Annotated in this window: 16 protein-coding genes; 8 read left to right on the forward strand and 8 right to left on the reverse strand. The window is 73.7% G+C overall.

What is annotated here, in order from left to right:
* Positions 1 to 443: 443 nt before the first annotated feature.
* The 4 genes from ACH4S7_RS25280 to ACH4S7_RS25295 all read right to left on the reverse strand — a co-directional run bounded on the left by ACH4S7_RS25280 (position 444) and on the right by ACH4S7_RS25295 (position 8,895).
* Positions 444 to 5,138, reverse strand: a complete 4,695-nt coding sequence (locus ACH4S7_RS25280) for a hypothetical protein (protein WP_398523571.1) — start codon at positions 5,136 to 5,138, stop codon at positions 444 to 446.
* Positions 5,139 to 5,183: 45 nt separating this feature from the next.
* On the reverse strand, positions 5,184 to 6,083 hold the full coding sequence (locus tag ACH4S7_RS25285) for a hypothetical protein (protein ID WP_398523572.1): 900 nt from the start codon (positions 6,081 to 6,083) through the stop codon (positions 5,184 to 5,186).
* Between the two features lie 235 nt (positions 6,084 to 6,318).
* Complete coding sequence (locus ACH4S7_RS25290) at positions 6,319 to 7,863, reverse strand: hypothetical protein (protein WP_398523573.1); 1,545 nt, start codon at positions 7,861 to 7,863, stop codon at positions 6,319 to 6,321.
* Between the two features lie 303 nt (positions 7,864 to 8,166).
* A complete protein-coding gene (locus ACH4S7_RS25295; protein WP_398523918.1) occupies positions 8,167 to 8,895 on the reverse strand; it encodes a GntR family transcriptional regulator in 729 nt (242 codons plus the stop codon).
* A gap of 186 nt (positions 8,896 to 9,081) precedes the next feature.
* On the opposite strand from ACH4S7_RS25295, the gene ACH4S7_RS25300 reads away from it, so the two are divergent.
* The 4 genes from ACH4S7_RS25300 to ACH4S7_RS25315 all read left to right on the forward strand — a co-directional run bounded on the left by ACH4S7_RS25300 (position 9,082) and on the right by ACH4S7_RS25315 (position 12,683).
* Positions 9,082 to 10,371 carry an MFS transporter gene (locus ACH4S7_RS25300; protein WP_398523574.1) on the forward strand — a complete coding sequence of 430 codons (1,290 nt, stop codon included), beginning with the start codon at positions 9,082 to 9,084 and terminating at the stop codon, positions 10,369 to 10,371.
* Between the two features lie 70 nt (positions 10,372 to 10,441).
* On the forward strand, positions 10,442 to 11,206 hold the full coding sequence (locus ACH4S7_RS25305; protein WP_398523575.1) for a LamB/YcsF family protein: 765 nt from the start codon (positions 10,442 to 10,444) through the stop codon (positions 11,204 to 11,206).
* Positions 11,203 to 11,820, forward strand: a complete 618-nt coding sequence (locus ACH4S7_RS25310; protein WP_398523576.1) for an allophanate hydrolase subunit 1 — start codon at positions 11,203 to 11,205, stop codon at positions 11,818 to 11,820. The genes ACH4S7_RS25305 and ACH4S7_RS25310 overlap by 4 nt, the downstream gene beginning before the upstream one ends.
* Entirely contained in the window at positions 11,817 to 12,683 is an 867-nt protein-coding gene (locus ACH4S7_RS25315; protein ID WP_398523577.1) for a biotin-dependent carboxyltransferase family protein, read from the forward strand. Before ACH4S7_RS25310 ends, ACH4S7_RS25315 begins: the two co-directional genes overlap by 4 nt.
* An 18-nt stretch (positions 12,684 to 12,701) precedes the next feature.
* Here ACH4S7_RS25315 and ACH4S7_RS25320 read toward each other — a convergent pair whose 3' ends face one another.
* The 3 genes from ACH4S7_RS25320 to ACH4S7_RS25330 form a co-directional block, all read right to left on the reverse strand.
* A complete protein-coding gene (locus ACH4S7_RS25320; RefSeq protein WP_398523578.1) occupies positions 12,702 to 16,418 on the reverse strand; it encodes a hydantoinase B/oxoprolinase family protein in 3,717 nt (1,238 codons plus the stop codon).
* A gap of 236 nt (positions 16,419 to 16,654) precedes the next feature.
* Positions 16,655 to 18,073 (reverse strand): HEAT repeat domain-containing protein, encoded by a 1,419-nt coding sequence (locus ACH4S7_RS25325; RefSeq protein WP_398523579.1) that lies wholly within the window; start codon positions 18,071 to 18,073, stop codon positions 16,655 to 16,657.
* Between the two features lie 303 nt (positions 18,074 to 18,376).
* Complete coding sequence (locus ACH4S7_RS25330) at positions 18,377 to 18,769, reverse strand: ankyrin repeat domain-containing protein (protein ID WP_398523580.1); 393 nt, start codon at positions 18,767 to 18,769, stop codon at positions 18,377 to 18,379.
* 462 nt (positions 18,770 to 19,231) lie between these two features.
* Here ACH4S7_RS25330 and ACH4S7_RS25335 point away from each other — a divergent pair, with 462 nt between their 5' ends.
* Together ACH4S7_RS25335 and ACH4S7_RS25340 are read left to right on the forward strand one after the other, a co-directional pair.
* On the forward strand, positions 19,232 to 19,426 hold the full coding sequence (locus ACH4S7_RS25335; protein ID WP_398523581.1) for a hypothetical protein: 195 nt from the start codon (positions 19,232 to 19,234) through the stop codon (positions 19,424 to 19,426).
* Positions 19,427 to 19,502: 76 nt separating this feature from the next.
* Positions 19,503 to 21,101 carry a hypothetical protein gene (locus tag ACH4S7_RS25340; RefSeq protein ID WP_398523582.1) on the forward strand — a complete coding sequence of 533 codons (1,599 nt, stop codon included), beginning with the start codon at positions 19,503 to 19,505 and terminating at the stop codon, positions 21,099 to 21,101.
* Between the two features lie 102 nt (positions 21,102 to 21,203).
* Here ACH4S7_RS25340 and ACH4S7_RS25345 read toward each other — a convergent pair whose 3' ends face one another.
* Positions 21,204 to 22,703, reverse strand: coding sequence for a PLP-dependent aminotransferase family protein (locus tag ACH4S7_RS25345; protein WP_398523583.1), 1,500 nt, complete (start codon positions 22,701 to 22,703; stop codon positions 21,204 to 21,206).
* Between the two features lie 64 nt (positions 22,704 to 22,767).
* On the opposite strand from ACH4S7_RS25345, the gene ACH4S7_RS25350 reads away from it, so the two are divergent.
* On the forward strand, positions 22,768 to 23,604 hold the full coding sequence (locus ACH4S7_RS25350; RefSeq protein WP_398523584.1) for a YitT family protein: 837 nt from the start codon (positions 22,768 to 22,770) through the stop codon (positions 23,602 to 23,604).
* Positions 23,605 to 23,961: 357 nt separating this feature from the next.
* Positions 23,962 to 24,336, forward strand: coding sequence for an RNA polymerase-binding protein RbpA (locus ACH4S7_RS25355; RefSeq protein ID WP_003959706.1), 375 nt, complete (start codon positions 23,962 to 23,964; stop codon positions 24,334 to 24,336).
* Positions 24,337 to 24,377 lie beyond the last annotated feature (41 nt).

Consider the following 24,377-nt stretch of genomic DNA (forward strand, 5'->3'; position numbering starts at 1 on the left):
GGGGCCTCCCCAGGCCCCCAAGGGCCGAGGCACGGGGCCTCCCCAGGCCCCCAAGGGCCGAGGCACGGGGCCTCCCCAGGCCCCCAAGGGCCGAGGCACGGGGCCTCCCCAGGCCCCCAAGGGCCGAGGGGACGTATCGCAAGGCCGGAGAATGGGGCACCTCCCGGCCGGAGGCTGGGGGAAAGCCAACGCGGTGGGGGTCCCTCCCGTGCCCGCAGGGCTACGGGGGCCCGTTGACGACTGACGACAAGCGGCGTGGGCGCACCTCCCGGGCCGCCAGGCCCAGGCACGGGGTCTGCCCCAGGCCGCACAACCGAGGCCCGGGGAGACCCACGCGTCTGACGCCGCGGGCTGATCCGCGAAGATCGCCCGGGCGGAGGGCGCGTGCCGTGGCTGTCGCCATGCGCTCGCCCCCGGCCCCGTCCGGGATTATGGGGCTGACCTCAGCCGCGTTTGAACATCCGGGTCGCCGTGATCTCGCCGTGCACGGTCTCGCCCGAGGTCTCCTGCTGTGGCAGGCCCGGCCGGAGGTGTTCCTCGACGCTGATGTACTTCAGCCCCGCGCGCAGATCGGCGTCGTTGCGCAACCGGATCACCAGGGGGAACTCCGCGAGTGCCGTGGTGTCGAACAGCCCCGTCGTATAGAGGAGTTGCACGCCCAGCGCGTCGGACACCGCACGCTGGAGCTCCAGCAGATAGGTGGCGTTGGCCCGGCCGATGGGGTTGTCGAGGAAGAGGGTGCCCGCGTGGCGGTGCCGGTCGCGACCGCGGTCGTTGCTGCGCAGCGCCGCCATCGTGCAGTAGAGGGCGATGGCGGCGGTGAGGAGCTGGCCTCCGGAGAAGACGTCGCCCATCTGGCCGACCGGGACCCGCTCGGCGCGCAGCACCGCGTCCGGCTTGAGGATCTCGACGGCGACACCCTTCGGTTCCAGAGCCGCCTGGACTCCGCGCAGCAGCAGGGACATCCCGTCCCTGCGCCCCTCGCCGTACACGCCGGAAGCGTTCTTCCGTACGGCCGCGCGGGTCGCCTCGTCCACCACCTCGCCGAGGCGCTCGGCCAGGGTCGCCTGGTCGGGCTCCTCGAAGCGGATGCGGAGGAACTCCTGGCCGGACCACTCCCCCAGGCCCTCGGGCAGTTGGGAGAGGCGCTGGGCGGAGCGGAGCGTGGTGAGTGCCGACTCCACCAGGCCGCGGAGCCGGTCGACGATGGTGTCGCGGTTGCGCTCCAACTGCTGGAGTTCATCGGTGAGGACGCGCAGCCGGGGGGCGAATGCCTCCGCCCACTTCGCCGCGTGCTCCGGCAGCGCCGCGGCGGGCAGCTCCCGGATCTGCTGGCGCGCGGGGGTCCGCACCTGCTCGTACCGGGTGGAGTTGGCGTGCCGTACGAGGATGTCGCTCGCCTCCCGCACGGCGGTGTCGGCCGCGGAGAGATCGGTGGCGCAGCCGCGGAGGGAGCGGCGGGCCTCGGCGGCGGAGTGCCGGGCCTCGGCGAGGTCTCCGGGGTACGGCTCCGGGGGCTCGTCCTCGTCGTCGTGCTGCTCCCGCAGCAGATCGCGGAGGAGGGCGGCGGTCTCGTCGAAGCCGCCCGCGGCGTCCTCGGCGGACCGGTGCGCCTGGAGCAGTCCGGTGTGGGCGTCCCGGGCGGTCTCCAGGGCGTCCGTGTGGAGGGCGAGTTCGGTGGTGGCGGTCCGCAGCAGGACCTGGGCGCGCTCGGCGTCGGCGGGGACCAGCTCGGCGGGCAGTGCGGTGTGGGCCTCGCCGTCGGTGGGGGCGAGCCGCTCGGCCTCGCCCCGCAGCCGGCCCAGCTTCTCGCTGGCCTCCGTCGCCCGGGACTCCAACATCTGCACGAGTGACTCGGCACGGGCGGCCGCCGCCTGCCGGGAGGGGCCGTCGGAGCCGTCGGTGCCTTCGAGGAGCTGGGCTGCCCGGGTGCGGACCTTGTTGGTGAGCCGGTCCAGCTCGGCGAGGGCGGCGCTCTCGTCGCTCTCGGCGCGGGCCTGCTCGGCCCGGAGGTCGGCGCCGACGCCGACCTTCTCGTAGAGCTGGGAGGCGGCTCGGTACGCCTCGCGCAGGGCGGGCAGCGAGGTGCGTGGGGCCTCGGGCGCCGGCTCGGGCGGGTTCTCGGGGGCGCCCGCGATCTCGGCGCGCTCGGCCCGGAGGGCGCGGGCGGTGCGGCGGGCATCGTCGCCGGCGCGCTGGGCGGCCCGGCGGTCCTCGTCAGCGGCCTTGGCCCGCTCCAGGCAGGTCGTCGCACGGGCCTCGGACTCGGCGGCGTCATCGGCCAGTTCGCGTAGTTTCACCTGCCAGCCGGCTCGTTCGCGGAGCCGGAAGGCGAGGCCGGCGAGGGCGTCGGCGGCGCGGCGGGCCCGCTGGGCGGTCTCCTGGCGCTCGTCGCGGACCTGGGCGGCCTCGGCGGCGGCCTCGTCCGCCTCCGCTCGTACGGTACGGGCCTCGGCCAGCTCCGTGCGCGCCTCGTCGGCGGCGGCACGGGCGGCGCCGGCGGCACGCTCCAACTCGGCGAGCATCCCCGGGGGGCAGTCGGCGCGCCACGATCCGAGCCGGGCGGCGAGCGAGCGGTCACCGGTGAGGCGGGCCGCGAGGGTCCGGATCTCCTCGTCGCGCGCGGTGGCACGGGCGCGGAGGGCCTGCCGCTCCTCGTCGGCGGCGTGCTCGTCGTGCATGGCCGGGTTCGGCGGTACGAGGAAGACGCCGCCGTCGTCATCGGGGCCCCCGGGGGCGGGCACCGGCGCGAGGAGGGCGGCGGTGGTGCCGACGGCGACCGCGGACCGGGGCAGCAGGGCGGCCCCGGCGAGCACCTCCCGGGCGCGGGTGTGCGAGTCGGGGTCGGTGATCACGACGCCGTCGACCAGCTCGGGGCGGGCGGCGAGCACGGCGGTGTGGTCGGCGGGGTCGACGGCCTGGGCGAGGTAGCGCCAGCCGGGGAGCGCGGGGATGCCCTGCTCGCCGAGGAACTCGACGGTCGCGAGGACGTCGGGCCCCGGCGGCAGTAGTCCGCCGTCGCCGAGGGCGCCGAGGATGCGGGAGTCATCGGCGGCTGCGGTCCGCAGGTCGAAGAGTCGGCGCTCGGCCGATGTGATGTGGTGTTCGAGCTGTTCGCGCAGGTCGTCGGCGCAGCGGTCCAGCTCTTCGGCGGAGAGGGGGCGTCCGGTGGGGGCGTCGTCGTCCGCGCCTGAGCCGTCCCCGCCCGGGCCGGCCGGGCGCGCGGCGGTGGAGTCCGCCGGGCCGTCGGTCGGGTCGGCGCCGCGCCTCGGCTGGGGCACCGGCGCGGCGGCGGACGGCAGGCTCAGCAGCCCGGCCAGTCGGTCGCTCTCGGCGATCGAGGCCGCCGCGCGGTGTTCCGCTCCGTACGCCGCCTCGGCGGCCAGGGCGGCGTCCGACGCGCGGGCCGCGGCCAGTTCGGCGCGGGACTCCGCCGCCGCGGCCTCCTTCGCCCGGTCGGCCGTCGCCCGGCCCGCCTCACGGGCCACGTCCCAGGCGGCGACCGCGGTCTTCTCCGCGTCGCTCGCGGCGAGGGCCGCCCTCGCCGGGTCGGCGTCCGGGGCCGTGTCGTCCAGCCAGCCGGCCCGCACCGCCTCGGCGGTCTCCTGCTCGACCTCGGTCAGCCGCTGGCGCAGATGGCCGATCTCGCTGCGGGCCCGCTGGACCTCGGTCGCCGCGGCGGTCGCGTCACGGTGTGCGGCCTCGCCGGTCTCCTGGAGGGTGGCAGAACGCTCCTCCTCCTCGTTGGCGACCCGCTCGCCGGCCGCCGCCGCCGAGTGGAGCGCGCGGACGAGGTCGGCGGCGGCCGTGGCGCGGGCCGCGAGGGCGGGGGCCGCGTCCCGCTCGGCCTCGCGGATCGCGACGGCGACCCTGGCGGAACGGTCGGCCGCCGCGCGGTGCCGCAGCACGGCCTCGGCCGCCTGCCAGGCGGAGTGCAGCGTACGGGCGTCGATGAGTTCGCGGCGCTGGGCGGCGGCGCCCTTCTCCGCGACGGTCAGCGCCAGCGAGGCGTGCCGGTAGGCCAGCTCCGCCGCGATCAGGGCGCCCCGGCCGCGGGACCGCTCGGCCTCGGTGACGCTGTGCGCGGCGGCGGTGACCCGTTGGGCGAGATCGGCGGTCCGGGAGCGCTCCACGGTGGCCCGCGCGGAGAGCCGGCGGGCGAGCGTACGGGTGCGGCGCTCAGCGCCCGTATGGATCTCCCGGGCGCGGGAACGTGCCTCGGCGGCCTCGACGATCCGGCCGAGGAGATCGACCGAGCCCGCGGTGAAGTCGCGCTCGGCGGTCAGTTCGGCGCGGCGGCCGAGCTTGTTGCCGAAGCTGCCGACGAGGTCCGCGAGACCGTCCGTGTCCCGGGTGTCGGTGACGGCGCGCAGCAGCAGGTCGGTGAAGTCGGAGTCCTTCTTGACCGCGAAGAGCCCGGCCGCCTCGCCCTCGTCCGCGTTCATCTCGCGCTGGTAGCGGAAGAGTTCGGGGTCGAGGCCCAGCTCGCCCAGGTGTTCGTTCCAGCGGTCGTGGATCTCCTCCCAGGAGACGTCGAGATGCGGGTAGAACCTGCCCGCCTCGGTGAGCGCGTCCCGGAAGCCCTTCATGGTGCGGCGGCGGCCCCGCGCGCCGGACGCGCCCTCGGCCGCGGGGCGGATCGCCGTGGACTCGGCGACCGGGAGGGAGTCCAGGCTCAGCCCGGGGCCCGGCCGGAAGGAGTACCACGCCTCCGCGAACTTCCGCGGGTCGTTGGAGACCTGGCGGCCCCGCCACTCGCTGGCCTTGCCGACGACCACCAGTTCGCCGGTGAGCGTGTGCTGCCACTCCAGGGCGACATGCCCGCAGTCGTCGGCGAGCAGGAATTTGCGCAGCACGCCGGAGCTGGCGCCACCGAGGGTGTTGCGGTGGCCCGGCAGCATCACGGAGAAGATCAGCTTCAGGAGGACGGACTTGCCGCCGCCGTTCTCCAGGAAGAGCACGCCGGCGGGGGCCGGTCGGCGCGGCGGGCCGACCGGCTCGGCCGCGAAGAATTCCGCCTGGGTGGGCGCGGGGTTGGGCACGGGCCTGCCGACGCCGCGCAGATCGAGCACGGTGTCGGCGTAGCGCGCGCCGGCGGGCCCGATGGAGTAGAGGCGGACGCGGGACAGCTCGTACATGGCGGCGGACTCTCGTGGTGGGGGCGGGCGGGCGGCGGATACGGGTCAGGAGTGGAACGGCAGCCCGGCGTCGGCCACCAGCTCCGCGTCGTCTCCGTCGGGCGGCGGTACGAGGGTGGCGGTGCCGTCGCTGACCGGTACGAGGCCGAGGTCGAGCAGTTCGGCCATGGCGGCGCTGCCCGCCATGTCACGGACCTGGAGTTGGTAGCGCGCGGTGGTGCGGTACGCGCCGCCCGCGTCGTCCCCGGTGCGCTGGAGGAAGCCCGAGTCGGTGAGGAAGGCGACGGCCTTGCCGACGATGCCCGTCGTCGAACCCGCCAGCCGCCGCGCGTCCTTGGTGGCTCCGGTGGCGCTGCGCCGGGTCCAGATCCGCCAGCCGGCCTCCAGGCCGGGGGCCTCAGTGGCGGGGTCGGTGTTCTCCCCCTCGGCGTCGGCCCGCTCCTCCAGACGGCGGCATGCCTGCCGGACGAAGGCGTCCACGCCGTTGACCGTGATCCGGCCGATGTAGCCGTCGTCGGCGAGGTCCTCGGGGCGGGGGAAGGCCAGGGCGGCCACCGCGAGATGGGCCAGGCCGTGCAGGAACCGGTCGGCGGATTCCGGGGACGCGCGCCGGGCGTAATCGCCCATCCGGACCGCGAAGACGGAGTCCTCACCGGCGGCGACGGCCATTCCGGCGCGCGGGGACACTTCGAGGACGATGAGCCCGAGGCCGGTGGCCACGGCGTCGGCGAGCCGGGCGAAGGGAGTGTCCTCGCGGTAGCGGCGGAGCAGTTCGGCGTATTCGGCGTCGCGGGCGGGGAGCAGCTTGGGCTGGAGGCCGAAGGAGACGAGACGGGCGGCGTCGGCGGCGTCGGCCGGGGTGACGCGGCCCGGTCCGGCGTCCGGGGCGGCGTCGCCGGTGGCCGGCTCACGCCAGGTGTCCTGCTCGGCGTGGTGGTCGGTCACTGGGGTGTCTCCTCGGTGCGGACGGGGTGGGGCGCGGGGGCGGCCCCTGCGGCGGGGCGGTGGGGTCGGGCGCGCGGCGGGGTCGTCGTCGGGGGCCGTGGTCCGTCGCACGCTCCGGGAGGTCGTACGGAGGGGGCTCCCGGTCGGGCGGCCGGTGCTCCTTCTGGTCGGGCGGCGTCCCGGGAGTGGTGCGGAGCCGGGGGGCGCGGGCGTGGCCGGACGTGGTGGCGGGGGGTCATGACGCCTCCGTACGCCCGGCTGCCATGCCGGCCGCGTCGAGCAGCGCCGTGCCGACGATCAGGTCGGCGCCGCCGAACTCGGGGTCGTCCAGCTCGGTGCCGTCGTCGACGGCGAAGAGCAGCCGCTCCTCACCCTGGCGGTACGCGGTGCCCACCGGCGGGCTGGCGGCGTGGATCGACAGCAGCGCCACCAGGTACGGCAGCTCCGGGTCACGCCGGCGCGCCTCCGCGAGGAGGCCGGACAGCCTGCGCGGGGCGTCGTGCTCCAGGTCGAGCAGGTCCATGGCGCTCGCGAGCTGTTCCTCGCTGAAGCGGCTGTCGTCGGGGGTGGCGATCAGATCCGGCTCGGGCATCTCGGCGCCCAGGTGTTCCCGCTCGGCCGGGGGTGTCAGCAGCAGGTCCACCAGGTCGCCGAGGCGGACGGACGACGGGGTGCGCAGCCCGGTGCCCCGGGCGAAGAACGCGTCCGTGACCCGGATCGCCGACGCCAGCGGGAGCGGCAGCACGGGGGCGACCAACTGTCCGTAGAGGTCGAGGCCGGTGCGGGTGGTGGGGCGGGCGAACGCCTGGCGGTCCTGTTCGGCGCGGAAGAGGGGGCCCGCCTCCAGCAGCCGGGACTGGAGCTGGGTGTGGCGGCGGATGCAGTCCTTGACGATGTCGACCAGCTCGGCCGCCCGCCGCTTGTGTTCGCTCGTCTTCGGGTCGGAGCCGGGCTCCGCCTCGTCACGCGCCTTGCGGATGTTCGTGAGGATGGCGTTCTCGTGGCGGTAGCGGTCGGCGATGTGGTCGAGGGCCTCGGCGATCATGTCGGGGACGGCGTTCAGCCAGTCGACGGCGCGGACGTCGCGGCGGGTCGCCTCCAGGGTGCGCCGGAGCGTCTCGGCGTACTGCACGGTGCGGTACCTGGCTTGTTCGGCGGCGAGCTGGGCGTCGGCGAGCCGGCCCCGGTTGATCAGGACCTCCAGCTTGACCTCGGCCGCGATCTGCGCGCTGGTGACGTCGGTGTCGAGGGCGCCGACGAGGACGTTGACCGCTTCGTCCGTGGTGCGGAGGTAGACGCTGCCGCCGTAACCGGGGACTTCCTCGATGAGCTTGAAGTCGTAATCGCGGCGGGTGTAGACGCCGTCGGCGCCGAAGGTGCCGTAGACGGCGCGGAAGCCGCGGTCCACGCTGCCGACATTGATCAGATTCTCCAGCACCCAGCGGGCGACCCGCTCGTGCTCGGCGGCCGGGCGCCGGGGGGCCTGGGCCGCGACCCTCGGGAGCAGCCGGGCGACGATCTGGTCGTGGTCGGCGCCGGTGTCGAAGTCCATATTGAGGGTGACGAGGTCGATGGCAGCGAGGGCGACCTCCGCCATCGCGTAGACCGTGTACTCCCCCGCGAGATTCGCCTTGCGGGCGTCGAGGTCGTGGAGCGGCGCGGTGCAGGCGAGCGCGCGCAGCCGTCGCGCCAGCCCTTCGTCGGCGGCCGGGCCCTGTGCGGGCCGCGGCCCCGCGCTGAGCTGGGGCGGAGCGAAGTCCGTCGAGGCAGGCGAAGTCACGCTGCACAGATTAGGTCCTCACACTGACAACGGTCGAAACGGCACAGACGCGACCGCGGGAGGGGGCACTCGCCCTGGGTGCTTCGCCCCTGCGGCCCGCTCGTGGAGCCCCCGCAGGGGAGTCCACCCGGGGTACCCCACCGGGGGGCCGAGTGGGGGCCTGGCCGGGGGCCGCGCAGGCTTCGCCCGGACTCGCCGCCGCGGGGAGTCCACCCCGGTCGCCCGCGCCGGCCGGGCCGGCCGCACCGGCCGCGCAGGTCGGGCAGGTCGGGCAGGTCGGCCGGGAAGGCGAGCCGGGAGGGCCTACGACTCCTCGGTCACGAGACGCGCGTACGTCTCCACCACCTGCGCCCTCGAATCGTCCAGATACTCCGCCAGCAGTCGCTCCGCGCCCGTCCGGTCGCCCGCCCGCAGGGCCTCCAGGATGGCCCGGTTGCGGACCAGATAGGGCTGGTAGAGCCGGCGGGGGTCGTCGACGATGTGGAAGGCGAGCCGCAGCTCCGCCAGCACACCGCGCATCAGCTCGTCGGTGCGGGCGGACCCGGCGAGGGCGACCAGCTCGCGGTGGAAGTGGATGTTGGCGGTGGAGACGCCGGTCCAGTCGTGCTCCCGCGCGGACCGCTCGCCGTCGCTCACCGCCAGATCGAGCGGGTCGAGGGGGTACGGGGGGTCGCCGAGGCCCTGCATCACGGCGCATTCGACGAGGCGCCGGGTGCGGTAGATGTCGACGACGTCCTGGACGGCCAGCATCCGGACGAACACCCCGCGATTGAGTTCGTGGACGAGCAGCCGTTCATGGGTCAGCAGCCGGAATGATTCGCGCAGGGTGTTGCGCGAGACGCCGAGCGCCTTGCCGATGCCTTCCTCGGAGAGCCGCTCGCCCGGCTGGAAGTACCCCTCGGCGATCCGGGTGCGCAGGATGTCCGCGACCCGTTCCGCCGTGCTGGTCCGGCTCAACAGCGCGCGGTCGTCGGCCAGTCCGCCCGGATCGCCCGGACGGACACCGCCATCGGCCGCGCCGGTCCCCTGGATGTCCGGCTCCGTCGTCGCCACAACGCCCCTCTCCGTCGTCCCCCTCGCCGGGGGGCTGCCCGACGCGTGATCCCATCGTAGAAGAAGGAACGAATCAACGAACCCCTTGTGGAATCGTTCAACAATCCTCTACCGTTGGTCCACCAGATACGTCGTCAGCTTCATCTCCCGCGCAGCGAGGTGCAGATGAGTACGGCCCGGACCCGACCGGACAGCGAAGCCCCCGCCGAAGAGCCCGGGGCCACCGGTGCGTTCGACTGGTTCCGCGCGCTCGGCCCGCGCGGGCGCCGCGCCTTCGGCGGCGCGTTCGGCGGCTACGGCCTCGACTCGTACGACTACTTCACCCTGCCGCTGAGCATGGTGGCGATCTCCGCCTACTTCAGCCTGGACAACGGCCAGACCGGGCTGCTCACCACCGTCACCCTGGTGGTCTCCGCGGTGGGCGGCGCGCTCGCCGGTGTTCTCGCGGACCGGATCGGCCGGGTGCGGGCCCTGATGATCACGGTCATCACCTATGCGGTCTTCACGGTCGCGTGCGGCTTCGCTCCCAACTACGAGACGCTGCTGGTCTTCCGGGCCCTTCAGGGTCTCGGCTTCGGCGGTGAGTGGGCGGTCGGCGCGATCCTGGTCGCCGAGTACGCCACCGCGAAGCACCGGGGCCGGACCCTCGGTGCCGTCCAGAGCGCCTGGGCCGTTGGCTGGGCCCTCGCCGTCGTCGTCTACACCCTGGTCTTCGCCTTCCTCGACGCCGACACCGCCTGGCGGGTGATGTTCTGGACGGGCGCGCTCCCCGCGCTGCTGGTCGTCTATGTGCGGCGGCATGTCAGCGACGCCCCCGAGGCCGCCGCCGCCCGGCGCACGGCCGGTGCCGGTCGCGGATCGTTCACCGCCATCTTCAAGAAGGACTTGCTGCGCGTCACCCTCTTCGCCACCCTGCTCTCCACCGGTGTGCAGGGCGGCTACTACACCCTCGCCACCTGGGTGCCGACCTATCTCAAGACCGAGCGCGGGCTGACCGTGGTCGGCACCGGTGGCTATCTGGCGTTTCTCATATCCGGCGCCTTCATCGGCTATCTCACCGGCGGATATCTCACCGACCGTCTCGGTCGGAAGAAGAACATCGCGCTGTTCGCCGTGCTCTCCGCGTTCGGCGTCATCGCGTACACCCACATCCCCCCGGGGGCCAATGGACTGCTGCTGGTGCTCGGCTTCCCGCTGGGGTTCTGTATGTCCGCGATCTTCAGCGGCTTCGGTTCCTTCCTCAGCGAGCTGTATCCGACGGCCGTACGCGGTACCGGCCAGGGGTTCACCTACAACAGCGGTCGCGCGGTGGGCGCGTTCCTGCCCACCCTCGTCGGGCAGCTCTCCGACAGTTGGGGAGTGGGCGGCGCGCTCGTCCTGGGCGCCGTCGGTTACGGTCTCGCCATGGTGGCGCTGCTCGGTCTCCCCGAGACGCGCGGCAAGGAGCTGGCGTGACGGCACTGCGGGGAGGGCACGGCGGGGGCACAGCGCGGAGGGGACAGCATTCGGCACGGAGGTGGAGTACATGACCTGGGCGACCATCGATCTCAACGCGGACCTCGGCGAGGGCTTCGGCCGCTGGCGTCTCACCGACGACGAGCAGTTGCTGTCCGTCGTCACCAGCGCCAATGTCGCCTGTGGCTTCCACGCCGGGGACGCTCCCACCATGCGCAGGGTCTGTGCGCTCGCCGCCGAGCACTCGGTGCGGATCGGCGCCCAGGTGTCCTACCGCGATCTCGCCGGCTTCGGACGGCGCGCGATGGACGTGCCCGCCGACGAGCTGGCCGCCGAGATCGCCTATCAGATAGGCGCGCTGGAGGTCTTCGCCCGCGCGGCCGGCTCCCGGGTCTCGTACGTCAAACCGCACGGCGCCCTCTACAACCGCGTCGTGCGCGACGAGGAACAGGCCGCCGCCGTGGTCGAGGGAGTGCTGCTCTCGGGCGAACGACTACCACTGCTGGGGCTGCCGGGATCGATGCTGCACACCATGGCGGAGAAGGCCGGACTCCCGGTGATCACCGAGGCGTTCGCGGATCGCGCTTACACCGCCGAGGGCACACTGGTGCCGCGCGGCGAGGACGGCGCGGTGCTCACCGACGGGGCCACCGTGGTCGAGCGGTCCGTGAGCATGGCCCGCTTCGGGGTGATCACCTCGCGCTGCGGACGCTCCGTCCCGGTGCGGGCGCGCTCGCTCTGTCTGCACGGCGACACCCCGGGGGCCGTGTCGCTCGCGCGCCAGGTCCGCCGTCAGTTGGAGACGGCGGGAGTGCGGGTGGAGTCATTCGTATGAGGATCCTGCCGGTCGGCGACCGGGCCCTGCTCATCGAGCTGACGGACGGCGGGGCGGCGGAGGCGCTCCATGCGGAGCTGCTGCGGCGCCGGGCGGCCGGCACCCTCCCCCCCGTACAGGAGATCGTGCCCGCTGCCCGGACGGTCCTGCTCGACGGGCTGGACGATCCCGATCGGTTGGCCCGCGACGTCCTGGAGTGGGAGATTCCGCCCCTGCCGCCGCGCGCGGCGGATGCGATCGAGGTGCCGGTCCGCTACGACGGGCCCGATCTGGCGGCGGTCGCGGCGCTGTGGGGCGTGCCGGCTGACGAGGCGGCGGCGATCCACTCGGCCGCCGAATTCCGCGTCGCGTTCTGTGGCTTCGCGCCCGGCTTCGGTTATCTCACCGGGCTGCCGGAGCGGTACGCGGTCCCTCGCCGGGCCACCCCGCGCACCGCGGTCCCCCGGGGTTCGCTCGCCCTGGCCGGCCCGTACACCGGGATCTATCCCCGCGCGTCCCCCGGGGGCTGGCAGTTGATCGGCACCACGGAGCTGGAGCTGTGGGACCCGGTGCGGGAGCCCGCGGCGCTGCTGACCCCCGGGACCCGGGTGCGGTTCGTCCCGGAGCGGCGATGACGGATCGTGCCATCGCGGTCGTCCGGGCGGGTGCGCTGACGACCGTGCAGGATCTCGGCCGGCCGGGGTTCGCCCATCTCGGCGTCCCCCGCTCGGGGGCGCTCGACCCGCACGCCGCCCGGCTCGCCAACCGGCTGGTGGGCAATCCGGCACACGCCGCGGTCCTGGAGACCACGGTCGACGGCTGTGCCGTCCGGCCGCGCGGCCCGGTGACCGCCGTCGTCGGCGGGGCGCCCTGCCCGGTCACCGTCGACGGCCGTCCGGTGGCCTGGGGGGCGCCGGTGCGGATGGCGCCCGGATCGCTGCTCGAAGCGGGCCGGGCCACCTCCGGGGTGCGGAGCTATCTCGCCTTCGCCGGCGGGATCGCGGTCGATCCGGTGCTCGGCAGCCGGTCCACCGATCTGCTCTCCGGGCTCGGTCCGCCGCCGCTCACGGACGGGACCGTGCTGCCCCTGGGGGCGTCCGGCGGACCGCCCGCCCGGGTGGACGGCGGAGTGCCCTGGCCCGCGCCGCCCGCCGAGTTGGTGCTCCGGATGCGGTTCGGGCCACGCGCGGACTGGTTCAGTGAGACGGCCGCCCGGACACTGGCCACGGGCCGGTACCGCGTGTCGGCGGCCGGCAACCGCATCGGGCTGCGGCTGGACGGGCCGGCCCTGGAGCGGACCCTGAGCGGTGAACTGCCCAGTGAGGGGATGGTGCTGGGGGCGGTGCAGGTGCCTCCGGACGGTCTTCCGGTGCTCTTTCTCGCCGATCATCCGACGACGGGGGGTTATCCGGTGGTGGCGGTCGTCGACCCGCGCGACCTCGGTGCGGCGGCCCAGGCGGTTCCGGGCACACCGGTGCGGTTCGTGCCGGGCCGCTGACGCCCCGGCGGTTCCGTCTCAGCGCGCGTCCCCCGCCTGAGGAGTCGGCGGAGTCGGCGGAGAGGCCGGGGGGCCGTAGCCCCCGCCCCCCGGCGTCTCGACCACCAGCACGTCCCCCGGACCGACCGTCACCGAGTCCACACCGCCGAGCGGTGTCACGCTCCCGTCCGCGCGTTCCACCCGGTTCGCGCCGAGCGCGCCGGTGCCGCCGCCCGCCATCCCGTACGGCGCGACGCGGCGGTGCCCGGTCAGCAGGGTCACCGTCATCGGCTCCAGGAAGCGGATCTCACGGACCACGCCGTCGCCGCCGCGCCACCGCCCCGTACCGCCGCTGCCCTCCCGTACCGAGAACGCGTCCACGCGCACCGGGTACCGCCACTCCAGTACTTCCGGGTCGGTGAGGCGCGAGTTGGTCATATGGGTCTGGACGGCGTCGGCGCCGGCGAAGCCGTCGCCCGCGCCCGAGCCGCTCGCGATGGTCTCGTAGTACTGCACCCGGTCGTTGCCAAAGGTCAGGTTGTTCATGGTGCCCGAGCCCTCGGCCTGGACACCCAGGGCCGCGTACAGCGCTCCGGTGACCGCCTGGGAGGTCTCCACATTGCCCGCGACGGTCGCCGCGGGGTGGACGGGCGCGAGCATGGACCCCTCCGGGACCCTGATCTCCAGGGGTTCCAGACAGCCGCTGTTGAGCGGGATGTCCTCGCCGACCAGGGTCCGAAAGACATAGAGCACGGCGGCCGTCACCACGGACGTCGGCGCGTTGTCGTTGCCGGGCCGCTGCGGCGAGGTGCCGGTGAAATCGATGACGGCGGCGCGGCCGCCCCGGTCCACCCGGAGCGCGACCTCGATGACGGCGCCGCCGTCGGTCTCGTAGCGGTAGGCGCCGTCGGTGAGCCCGGCGACGATGCGGCGAACCGATTCCTCGGCGTTGTCCCGCACGTGCCGCATATAGGCGTGGACCACGTCGAGTCCGAACTGGTCGACCATCCGTCGCAGTTCCGCGATCCCCTTCTCGTTGGCGGCGATCTGGGCCCGCAGATCGGCGATGTTGACGTCGGGGGCGCGGGACGGGTGTACGGCGCCGGCCAGCAGCTCCCGGGTCTCCCGCTCGCGGAACCGGCCGTCGCGTACGAGGAGCCAGTTGTCGAAGAGCACCCCCTCGTCGTCGATCGTCCGGCTGAAGGCCGGCATGGAGCCAGGGGTGATGCCGCCGATCTCGGCATGGTGGCCACGCGAGGCCACCAGGAAGCGGAGTTCGCCGCCGTCGAAGACCGGCGTCACGACCGTCACATCGGGCAGATGGGTGCCGCCGTGGTACGGATCGTTGATCGCGTAGACATCTCCCGGCCGCAGCCCGTCCCCGTTGCGCCGCAGCACCTCCTTGATGGAGTCGCCCATCGAGCCGAGGTGGACCGGGATATGGGGCGCGTTGGCGATCAGATGGCCCTCGGGGTCGAAGAGGGCGCAGGAGAAGTCGAGCCGTTCCTTGATGTTGACGGAGTGCGCGGTGTTCTCCAGCCGTACGCCCATCTGCTCGGCGATGGCCATGAAGAGGTTGTTGAAGACCTCCAGCAGGACCGGGTCGACATCGGTGCCAACGGCGACCCGGCCGGGCCGGGCGGTGACGCGGTTCAGCAGGAGGTGGCCGTGCTCTCCGACGGCGGCGCGCCAGCCGGGGTCGACGACGGTGGTGGCGTCGTCCTCGGTGATGACGGCCGGTCCGTCCACCGTGTCGCCGGGCGCGAGGTCCGCGCGCCGGTGGAGCGGCACCCGGCGCCGGGCACCGGCCACGAACATCGACACCCGGGGCGGGGGCCGAGACCCGCCGTGCTCCCCTCCGTGCTCGCTGCCGCGCTCGCTGCCGTGCTCCCCTCCCTGCTCGCTTCCGTGCTCGCTGCCGTGCTCCGCGGAAGCCTCCCGTACCACCGTGGTGTGCGCGCCCGCCGCCCCGACCGCCTCGACGGAGACGGCTTCCACGACGACCGGTTTGTCCATCGTGAAGGCGTAGCGGGCGCGGTGGGCTGATGCGAAGGCGTCCTTCATGGCGGTGGCGGTGTCCAGCGCGACGGGCAGGCTCGCGTCGGTCCCGGCGTAGCGGAGCAGCACACGCGCGCGGGTGGTGATCGCGGCGTCGGGGACGGCGTCGGCACGGAGTTCGGCGCGGGTGCGGTCGGCGAGGGCCGCGCAGAGTTCCCGTACGCGCTGGAGCGTCTCCCCGGTGTCGTAGCCGAGTTCGGCCTCCACGGACTGCTCGCGCATGGCGGTGGCGTCGGCGAGCCCGATGCCGTAAGCGGAGAGCACCCCGGCCAGCGGCGGGACGATCACCGTGTCGATGGTGAGGGCGTCGGCGACCGCGCAGGCGTGCTGTCCGCCAGCGCCGCCGAAGGAGTTGAGGGCGTACCGGGTGATGTCGTGCCCGCGCTGTACGGAGATCTTCTTGACCGCGTTCGCCATGTTGAGCACGGCGATCTCCAGGAAGCCCGCGGCGACGTCCTCGGGGCTCCGGTCGGTGCCGGTCTCCGCGCGGACGCGCCGGGCGAGTGCGGTGAAACGCTCCCGCACGACGGCGGAGTCGAGCGGCTGATCGCCGTCGGGGCCGAAGACGGCCGGGAAGTGGGCGGGCTGGATCCGGCCGAGCATCACATTGGCGTCGGTGACGGTGAGCGGGCCGCCGCGGCGATAGGCGGCGGGGCCGGGGTCGGCACCCGCCGATTCGGGGCCGACCCGGTAGCGGCGGCCGTCGAAGTGGAGCAGGGAGCCGCCCCCGGCTGCGACGGTGTGGATGCTCATCATCGGCGCGCGCATCCGCACTCCGGCGACCTGGGTGCCGAGCGCACGCTCGAACTCGCCCGCGTAGTGGGAGACATCGGTCGATGTGCCGCCCATGTCGAAGCCGATCACGCGGTCGAAGCCGGCCTGTGCGGCGGTGCGGGCCATCCCGACGACCCCGCCGGCGGGTCCCGACAGCACGGCGTCCTTGCCGCGGAAGTGGGCGGCCTCCCGCAGCCCGCCGTTGGACTGCATGAACATCAGGCGGATGCCGTCGAGTTCGGCGGCGACACCGTCGGCGTACCGGCGCAGAATCGGGGAGAGGTAGGCGTCCACGACGGTCGTGTCACCGCGCGGTACGAGTTTGATCAGCGGGCTGACCTCGTGCGAGCAACTGATCTGGGGGAATCCCAGCTCCCGGGCGACCTCGGCGATCCGGAGCTCGTGGGCGGGGTGGCGGTAGCCGTGCATCAGGACGACGGCGACGCTGCGGAATCCGTCGGCGTGGGCGGCCGCGAGCCGTTCGGTGACGGCGGGCAGGTCGAGGGGGTGGACGACGGCGCCGTGGGCGTCGACCCGCTCGGGGACCTCCACGACGCGCTCGTACACGGCCTCCGGGAGGACGATCCGGCGGTCGAAGATCCGGGGGCGGTTCTGGTAGGCGATCCGGAGGGCGTCGCGGAAGCCCTCGGTGATGACAAGGACGGTCGGTTCGCCGCGTCGCTCCAGCAGGGCGTTGGTGGCGACGGTGGTGCCCATCCGGACGGCGGCGACCCTGGCGGCGGGGACGGGTTCGCCGGGGTGGAGGCCGAGCAGCAGCCGGATGCCGGCCACTGCGGCGTCCGGGTAGCGCCCGGGGTCGTGCGAGAGCAGTTTGCGGGTGACGAGCCGCCCGTCGGGGCGTCGGCCCACGATGTCGGTGAAGGTGCCGCCCCGGTCGATCCAGAATTCCCAGCGCCCGCTCATGTTCCCATTCTGGCGCGGGGGGCGTGCCTTGACACGGTGGCGGGCGCGGGAACGGTTACGGGCGCGGGCCGGCACCGGAGCGGTGGCGCGCCGGCAGGGGGCGGGCGCGGGAGCAGTGAGGGGAGCGGGCGCGGGCCGGCAGGGGGGCGCGGGCCGCTCCCGGCGCTGGAGCAGTTGGATGCCTCACGGCGGGGTCGGGAGTGCTCCCGACCCCGCCGTAAGGCTGCGTGCACGGCTCAGACCGCGGGCATGTCCGGACCGATTCTGCTGCGGACCGCCGTCTGCACCTCGGCCTCCTCGGCCGGATCGGCCGCCAGTCTGCGCAGCCGTTCGGCGACCCGTACATCGCCCGTCTCCGCGTGTCGCGCGGCGACCTCCCGGGTCGTCTCCTCGCAGTCCCACAGGCATTCGACGGCGAATCCGGTGGCGAAGGAGGCGTCGGTGGCGGCCAGCGCGCGGGCCGCCCGGCCCCGCAGCCCGGACGAGGTGGTCTCCCGGTAGACGTGGCGCAGTACGGGTGCCGCGCAGCCGATGCCGAGGCGTCCGGTGCCGTCGACGAGGGTCCACAGCGTGGGCGCGTCGGGGCCGTCGGCCCGGACGGTCTCCCGCAGCGCGCCGAGGACGAGCGTGGCGTCCTCAGCGGCGCCGCGGCAGGCGAGCACGCCGGCGGCGGACGCGCCGAGGGCGTCCGGGCGGTGGACCCAGCCGCGGGCCCGCCCGACGGCGTCGTCACCGCACATGCGCTCGAACGCGGAGATCGCGGCCTCGGCGACGGTGCGGGAGCCGGTGTTGACGGCCGTCTCGATCAGATCGAGGACGACGGGGTCGCGCGACTCGGCGAGATAGTGCAGGGCCGCGCCGCGCGCGCCGTCGGTTCCCGCGCGGGCGGCGGCCACGATCGCGGGCCGGTCGTCGGTCCCGGCCACGGCGGACAGACAGCGCGCGGCGGGGACGTGCAGCAGCGCGCCGCGTCCCAGGCCCTCGTCGGCCCAGTCGAACACGGCCTGGACGCTCCAGCCGGGTCGTGGCCCGCTGGGCCGCATCTGGCGCTGCCAGCGGTCGAAGGAGCCCGCCTCGCGGGCGGCGCGCACCCGGAGTCCGATCGCCGGCCGCGGGTCGTCGGCCCACAGCCGCCAGGGCCGGGGCTCGAACGCGTCCCGTACGGCGACGGCGAGTTCGGCCTCGCCCTCCGGGCCGGCCGGGAATCTGGCGAGGATCGGGGCGGCGAGCGCGCGCAGTCCCGCGTCGTCGTCGCGGAGGGCCAGCTCGTCGAGGGCCCAGGCCCAGCTTGAGCCGGTGGCGGCGTACCCACGCAGCAGGGCCAGGGCGTCCTCCCTGCCGTACGACGCGAGATGACCGAGCACCGAGAGCGCGAGGCCGGTCCTGGCCTCGTCGGTGTCGAGGTGGTCGTCGACATCGCTCAGGTGGCGCTGGATCTCCTCAAGACCGCCGTGGAGATCCAGGTACAGGCGGGCGTAGTAGAGGGAACGGTTCTCGACCTGCCAGTCGTGACGGGGATCGTTCAGCACGCAGTGGTTGAGGGCCGCGAGCGCCTCGGCGCGCGGCGCCGCGAGGGCGTGCAGCGTGCCGTCGCCGCGGCCCCTCTGCAGCAGGCCGAGGAGCGTGCCGCTCGGCGCTATGACTGGATCGAACATGGGGAAAGCCTCACATCAAGCTCTCGACGCGACCGGGGAAGGGAAATGACTAGGCCGCGCAGCAGCATGTGGAGCCGCCCGTCGTCATCCGCATCCGCGTCTTCCGCTTGGTGTAGACCATCGTCCTGCCTCTCGTCGGTGGCCCCAGGGGGGAATTCCCGGTGATGTCCGGGACAGGGCCCGACGTCATGATGACCCACCCATATCGCCACCGCGACCACATTTACGACGCCCCTGCCAGGGACGTCCCGGGAACGTCTCGAAGACTTCCGGGGGAATTCTCCGTGTGCCGTCCGGCCGGCCTCACCGGTCGCCGAACAACTCCAGAAGCTCTGTCTTCCCAAACATTCGCGCGGTATCCGCCGCGGAGGGAGTTCCGGCGGCCGGGTCGGCCCCGCCGTCCAGCAGTGCGCGGATCACGGCGTCCTCGCCCTTGAAGACGGCGCCGGCGAGCGGGGTCTGGCCGCGGTCGTTGGGGCGGTCCGGCTCGGCGCCCCGGGCGAGGAGCGCCGAGACGGCCGCGGCGTGGCCGTGGTAGGCGGCGAGCATGACGAGGGTGTCGCCGCGGTCGTTGGTGAGGTTGGCGGGGACGCCCGCGTCGATGTACGCGGCGAGGGCGTCGGTCTCGCCCTGCCGGGCCAGGTCGAAGACCTTGGTCGCGAGTTCGATCACTTCGGGGTCCGGTGCCTCACTCATCTGAAGGACCGCCTTTCACTGCGTTGACCTGGGGCGCACGGCGGGGGCAGCCGTACGAGTGAACCGACAGGTTACTGCCCTGACGGGGGCGGCACGGTCGCTCGCGCGGGCGTGCCGGGGCGGGGCGCGGCGCACGGCGCGGGGCGAGCACGGCCGCGCGGCGCGGCGGGTGCGGGGCACTGTCCAGGGCCGGGCGCGAGGTGCGGCCCAGAGCGGGCGCGCAGGCGCTGAACGGGCCGGCCGCGCAGGCGCCGTCCGGAGCGAGCACGGAGGCACTGTGCGGGGTGGGCGCGGAGGCACTGTGCGGGGTGGGCGCGGAGTGTGCCCCTCGGGCGAGGGCATGCCGTCCGCCAGTGCAGTGAAATACCGTCATTTTCACTCATTTGCACCTTTTATCGCATAGATACTTCAGGTGAGGCTGGAAGAACTCAAGGTGACTGTCCCCTCACCCAGGAGAACCTCATGATCCTGTCCATCTCAGGCGTGGTCCTGCTCGCGATCATCGTCTTCCTGTTCTTCAGGAAAGACGGCCTCAAGGCTTCGCACGCGATCGTCTCCGCACTCTTCGGCTTCTTCCTCGCGGGCACCGCCATCGCCCCCAGCATCAAGGCGGGCAGCCAGAGCCTCGCCAGCCTGCTGGGCGGGATCAAGTTCTGACCACCGCCGACCCACCCCGACCCACCCGGCCCCGCCCCGACACCAGCGACAACAGAACCTTCCAGAGGAGACCGACGTGGCCCGGCGCCCACTCCCCCGCATTCTGAGCAGCGGAACCGCGCAGATCGCCCGGAGCCGGGAGATCGCGCGCACGGCCGCCGACAGCGCCACGGACGTCCTCCATCCGCTGATCACGGTCACCCGTGGTCTGCGGCTGCTGGCCGGCGACGCCCGCCGGAAGTGGGCCGCCACCCCCAAGGAGAAGCGTGGTCCCGCGCTCCTCCTGCTGGCGGGCTGCGTCATGGCAGCCGCGCTCATCCCGTACGGGCCCGTGCTGGCCCTGATCTCGGCGATGGCCGCGGCTGCCTGGCGGGGACGGGTGCGCACGCCCGTACGGACCGGTCCCGACGAGGCGGAGGCCGCACGGCTCCAGGCGCTGTACGAAGCCCTCGTGCCGTACTTCTCGGTCCCGGACGACCCCGCTCCGCTCTTCTCCCACGGGGGCGGGTGGAACGACGCCTTCAGTGACTACGCGTTCGACACCGACGGGCGGCTGACCGATCTGCGAGTGAAGTACCCCGCGTACTTCACCGACGGCGAGGTCGAGTCCCGGGCCCGGATCGAGCAGTTGCTGCACGCCAAGTCGGGCCGCGGCCGTGAACTCCGCTTCACCTGGGACGAGGAGGGGAACCAGGTCGTGATGAGCGTGCTTCCCGCGCTGTCCACCACCATCGCCGCCCAACGCTTCGTCACCGTCCCCGGCGAGACCGTGCTGGGCTTCACCGACGCGGGCGCGGTGCAGCGCACCGTACCCGTGACCGACGGCGCGGAGACCTGGGACGCGCCCCCGGTGATCTGGCGCACCGGCCCCCGCTCCACCGAGCCGCATCTGCTCGCCGTCGGCGAGCCCGGCAGCGGCACCACCACCCTGCTGCGGTCGATCGCCCTCCAGGCGCTCCAGCACGGAGACGTGCTGATCGTGGAGGGCAGCGGGACCGGCGAGTACGCGAGCCTGACCGGGCGGTCGGGCGTGCTGGCCGTCGAATGCGCTCTGGCCGGGGCGCTGAGCAGCCTGGAGTGGGCGGCGCACGAGACCGAGCGGCGGCTGATCGCCGCGAACCGGGCCCGCCAGGCGGGGCGTCAGGCCCCCGATGACACCCGGCGACCGCTCTGGATCCTGGTGGACCGGCCGGGCGTCTTCGGTCATCTGGCCGCCGCGGACGGGCACACCGACCCACAGGAGTTGCTCCGGGTGCCGTTGCGCCACGGCCGGGCCGCACAGGTGACCGTGGTGGTGGCCGAGCAGTACGACAGCCTGGACACGCTCTCCGACGCCGTACGGGCGCACACCCGCGCCCGGGTGGTGCTCGGGCCCGCCACCTTCGACCGGGTCGAGGCCGTGCTCGGGACGGCCCCCCACACCACACCGACCCCGGACGTCCCGCCGGGGCGCGGTTACGCCCGACTCGGCGCCGGGCCGGTGCTCCGACTCCAGGTGCCGGCGACCCCCGACCCGTACGACGAAGCGACGAGCGAGGCCCAGCGGCGGGCGGTGCTGGAACTGCTGCCGGAGCCGCAGGGCGCCGGAGGGCCGGACGCCGCGGGCGCGGCCGGGGGGCAGCCGGGCGACGGCACGCCGGAGCGGCGGCCCGCCCCCGTACCGGCCGAGGGCTGACCGCGCCACCAGCCCCGGAAGGGACCGGACCGACCCCGGGCGGATGACCGGGCGGACCGGACCCGGGCAGGTGACCGGGCGGACCGGCCCCGCGGCGGACGATCAGGCGACGAAGGTCCTCGGCGCCTCGGCGCCCGTCGTCGCGCCCTTCTCCACCAGTCGCGCGGCGGCGGCCAGCCGTACCGCCGCCTCGTCGGCGACCGGACCGCCGACCGTGAACGGCAGCCGTACGAAGCCCTCGAAGGCCCCGTCGACCCCGAAGCGCGGGCCGGACGGCACCCGCACCCCCACCCGCTCGCCCACCTCGGCCAGCCGGGAACCGGAGAGGCCCCCGGTCCGCACCCAGAGCGTGAGCCCCCCGCCGGGGATCTCGAACTCCCACTCCGGCAGCTCCCGCCGCACCGCTGTCACCAGCGCGTCGCGGTTCTCCCGGGCCTGGGTGCGCCGGATCCGGACGGCCTCCTCCCAGCTCCCGGTGCGCATCAGCCAGTGGATCGCGAGCTGCTCCAGAACGGGAGTACCGAGGTCGGCGTAGGCGCGGGCGGCGACCAGCGAGCGGATCACATCGGGGGCCGCGCGCACCCAGCCGATCCGCATCCCGGCCCAGAACGCCTTGCTGGCCGACCCGACGGTGAGGACGGTGCTGCCCGCCGGATCGAAGGCGCAGACGGGCCGGGGCATCTCGATCCCGTCGTCCAACCGCAGCTCCGACATGGTCTCGTCGACGACGAGGACCGTACCGGCCGACCGGGCGGCGTCCACCAACCCACGGCGCTGCTCCTCGTCCGTGAGCGCGCCGGTGGGGTTGTGGAAGTCCGCGACGACATAGGCCAGCCGGGGCGCCGCGTCCCGGAGCACCTGCCGCCAACGCGGCAGGTCCCAGCCGCCCAGCCCCTCCGCCATGGCGACCGGCACCAGCCGGGCACCCGCCTCCCGCATCAGTTGAAGAATGTTGGCGTACGAAGGGGACTCGACGGCGATCCGCTCGCCGCGCCCGGCGAAGAGATGGCAGATGGCGTCCATGGCCCCCATCGCCCCGGTGGTGACCATGATCTGTTCCGGCATGGTGGGGATGCCGCGGTCGGTGTAGCGGTCGGCGAGCATCTGGCGCAGCGCGGGGATGCCGGCCGGGTAGTCGCCGTGGGTGTGGGCGTACGGCGGCAGTTCCTCCAGCGCCCCCTGGACGCCGCGGGTCAACCAGGGCTCGGGCGCGGGCAGCGAGGCGCAGCCGAGGTCGATCATGGATCCGACGGACTCCGGAGGCAGCGGCTCCAGCCCCCGCGCGGGGAGGGGGTTCCCGGCCGGCACGGCGGTCCAGCTCCCCGCCCCGCGACGGGATTCGAGGAACCCCTCGGAGCGCAGGGCCTCATAGGCCGCGGCGACGGTGGTCCGGCTGACGGAGAGCGCGAGGGCGAGTTCCCGCTCCGCGGGGAGCCGGGCGGCGACCGGCACCCGGCCTTCGAGGACGAGCAGCCGGACGCCGTCGGCGAGCGCGCGGTAGGCCGGGGGCCTGCGGGTGCCGGCGCCGGCCGGGCGGGACTGCTGGGAGGTGAGCTGGCGGGCGAGCTGTGACGCACCCACCGCCGAAGTCCACTGCGTCATGGAAATCAGTCCACCTTCCTTGGATTGGCCATGGTTGACATCCGTTCCATGGCCACAGAGTGTCATGGACCAGTCCACCACCACCATAGGGAGCACGCGCGTGTCCACTCACGTGTCACGAGGGTCCACCCGGCTCACCCGCAGACTGCTCCAGCTCTACGTGGGGCTCGCGCTGTACGGGGTGAGCGCGGCGCTGATCGTGCGCGCCGGCCTCGGCCTGGAACCCTGGGGGGTGTTGCACCAGGGACTGTCCGAGCTGACCGGGCTGACGATGGGGGTGGTGACGACCGTCGTCGGCGCGCTGGTGCTGCTGCTGTGGATTCCGATCCGCCAGCGACCGGGCCTCGGCACCGTCTCGAACGTCCTTGTCATCGGCGTGGCGATGGACGCCACGCTGGCGCTGGTTCCGGAGGTACGGGGGCTGCTGGTGCAGATACCCGTACTGATCGCGGGCATCGTGCTCAACGGGACCGCGACCGGGCTGTACATCGCGGCGCGCTTCGGCCCGGGGCCCCGTGACGGGCTGATGACCGGTCTGCACCGGGTCACGGGGCGCTCCATCCGGCTGGTGCGCACCGGACTGGAAGCGGCGGTGGTGGCCACCGGCTTCGCGCTGGGCGGTTCGGTGGGTGTCGGCACGGTCGCGTACGCCCTGGCGATCGGGCCACTCGCACAGATGTTCCTACGGGTCTTCGCCGTCGCGGAGCCCGGCCCCGCGGCCGCCGTCGCGGAATCCGGGCCAGGGTCCCCCGGTCGTGAATCCGGACCCACGACCGCGGAACCCGGGTTCACGGCCGTCACAAGGGAAGGTGAAGGGGAAGAAGAAGGAGCCGGCCGGGGCGGCGGTGGACCCGCCCGGGAATCCGGCGGGCGGGTCGAGGGCACGGCCATCTCCCGGTGATCTTCACCAGCCCGGTTCCCCGTCACCCAGGCGGGTACGCGTACGACGAACGGCGGCGGCCGAGGACAATCCGACCCCGGAACGGATTTAGACGTTGAAGTGAAAGGGCGGTAGTGTACGCGTTTGGCCTGCCAGGCGGACCGTTACTGCGCACCGGGGAAGTGGAATCACTGGGTGACACTTTCTGTCAGATGTGACAAACCGGGCACTGGTGGGTACCCCAACCTATGGGAAAGCAGCGGCACGACGGGCGACGCACGATCCGGACCGGGAATCATTACGACCGACCGGACGTTGACCGGATGACGACGACAGCGACACCTGTCCTGTGGGCGACAAGCCCGGGAGGCACGATTCATGAGTGAGCGAGCTCTCCGCGGCACGCGACTCGTGGTTACCAGCTACGAGACGGACCGCGGCATCGATCTGGCCCCGCGCCAGGCGGTGGAGTACGCATGCCAGAACGGACATCGTTTTGAGATGCCGTTCTCGGTAGAGGCGGAAATTCCGCCGGAGTGGGAGTGCAAGGCGTGCGGCGCCCAGGCACTCCTGGTGGACGGCGACGGCCCCGAGGAGAAGAAGGGCAAGCCTGCGAGGACGCACTGGGACATGCTCATGGAGCGGCGTACCCGCGAGGAGCTGGAGGAAGTGCTGGCCGAAAGGCTGGCGGTCCTGCGCTCCGGCGCCATGAACATCGCCGTGCATCCGCGCGACAGCCGGAAGTCCGCGTAAGCGACTTCGGGCACGACAACCGCAACACGAGCCGCGGGCCG

The organism is Streptomyces sp. NPDC020965 (assembly GCF_044333555.1).
Classification (GTDB): domain Bacteria; phylum Actinomycetota; class Actinomycetes; order Streptomycetales; family Streptomycetaceae; genus Streptomyces.

Excerpts from the sequence above, each read along its gene's own strand:
- ACH4S7_RS25355 (WP_003959706.1), top strand. The coding sequence starts at position 23,962 with ATGAGTGAGCGAGCTCTCCGCGGCACGCGACTCGTGGTTACCAGCTAC.
- ACH4S7_RS25280 (WP_398523571.1), bottom strand. The coding sequence starts at position 5,138 with ATGTACGAGCTGTCCCGCGTCCGCCTCTACTCCATCGGGCCCGCCGGC.
- ACH4S7_RS25345 (WP_398523583.1), bottom strand. The coding sequence starts at position 22,703 with ATGACGCAGTGGACTTCGGCGGTGGGTGCGTCACAGCTCGCCCGCCAG.
- ACH4S7_RS25335 (WP_398523581.1), top strand. The coding sequence starts at position 19,232 with ATGATCCTGTCCATCTCAGGCGTGGTCCTGCTCGCGATCATCGTCTTC.
- ACH4S7_RS25315 (WP_398523577.1), top strand. The coding sequence starts at position 11,817 with ATGACGGATCGTGCCATCGCGGTCGTCCGGGCGGGTGCGCTGACGACC.
- ACH4S7_RS25300 (WP_398523574.1), top strand. The coding sequence starts at position 9,082 with ATGAGTACGGCCCGGACCCGACCGGACAGCGAAGCCCCCGCCGAAGAG.
- ACH4S7_RS25350 (WP_398523584.1), top strand. The coding sequence starts at position 22,768 with ATGGACCAGTCCACCACCACCATAGGGAGCACGCGCGTGTCCACTCAC.
- ACH4S7_RS25325 (WP_398523579.1), bottom strand. The coding sequence starts at position 18,073 with ATGTTCGATCCAGTCATAGCGCCGAGCGGCACGCTCCTCGGCCTGCTG.
- ACH4S7_RS25310 (WP_398523576.1), top strand. The coding sequence starts at position 11,203 with ATGAGGATCCTGCCGGTCGGCGACCGGGCCCTGCTCATCGAGCTGACG.
- ACH4S7_RS25330 (WP_398523580.1), bottom strand. The coding sequence starts at position 18,769 with ATGAGTGAGGCACCGGACCCCGAAGTGATCGAACTCGCGACCAAGGTC.
- ACH4S7_RS25305 (WP_398523575.1), top strand. The coding sequence starts at position 10,442 with ATGACCTGGGCGACCATCGATCTCAACGCGGACCTCGGCGAGGGCTTC.
- ACH4S7_RS25320 (WP_398523578.1), bottom strand. The coding sequence starts at position 16,418 with ATGAGCGGGCGCTGGGAATTCTGGATCGACCGGGGCGGCACCTTCACC.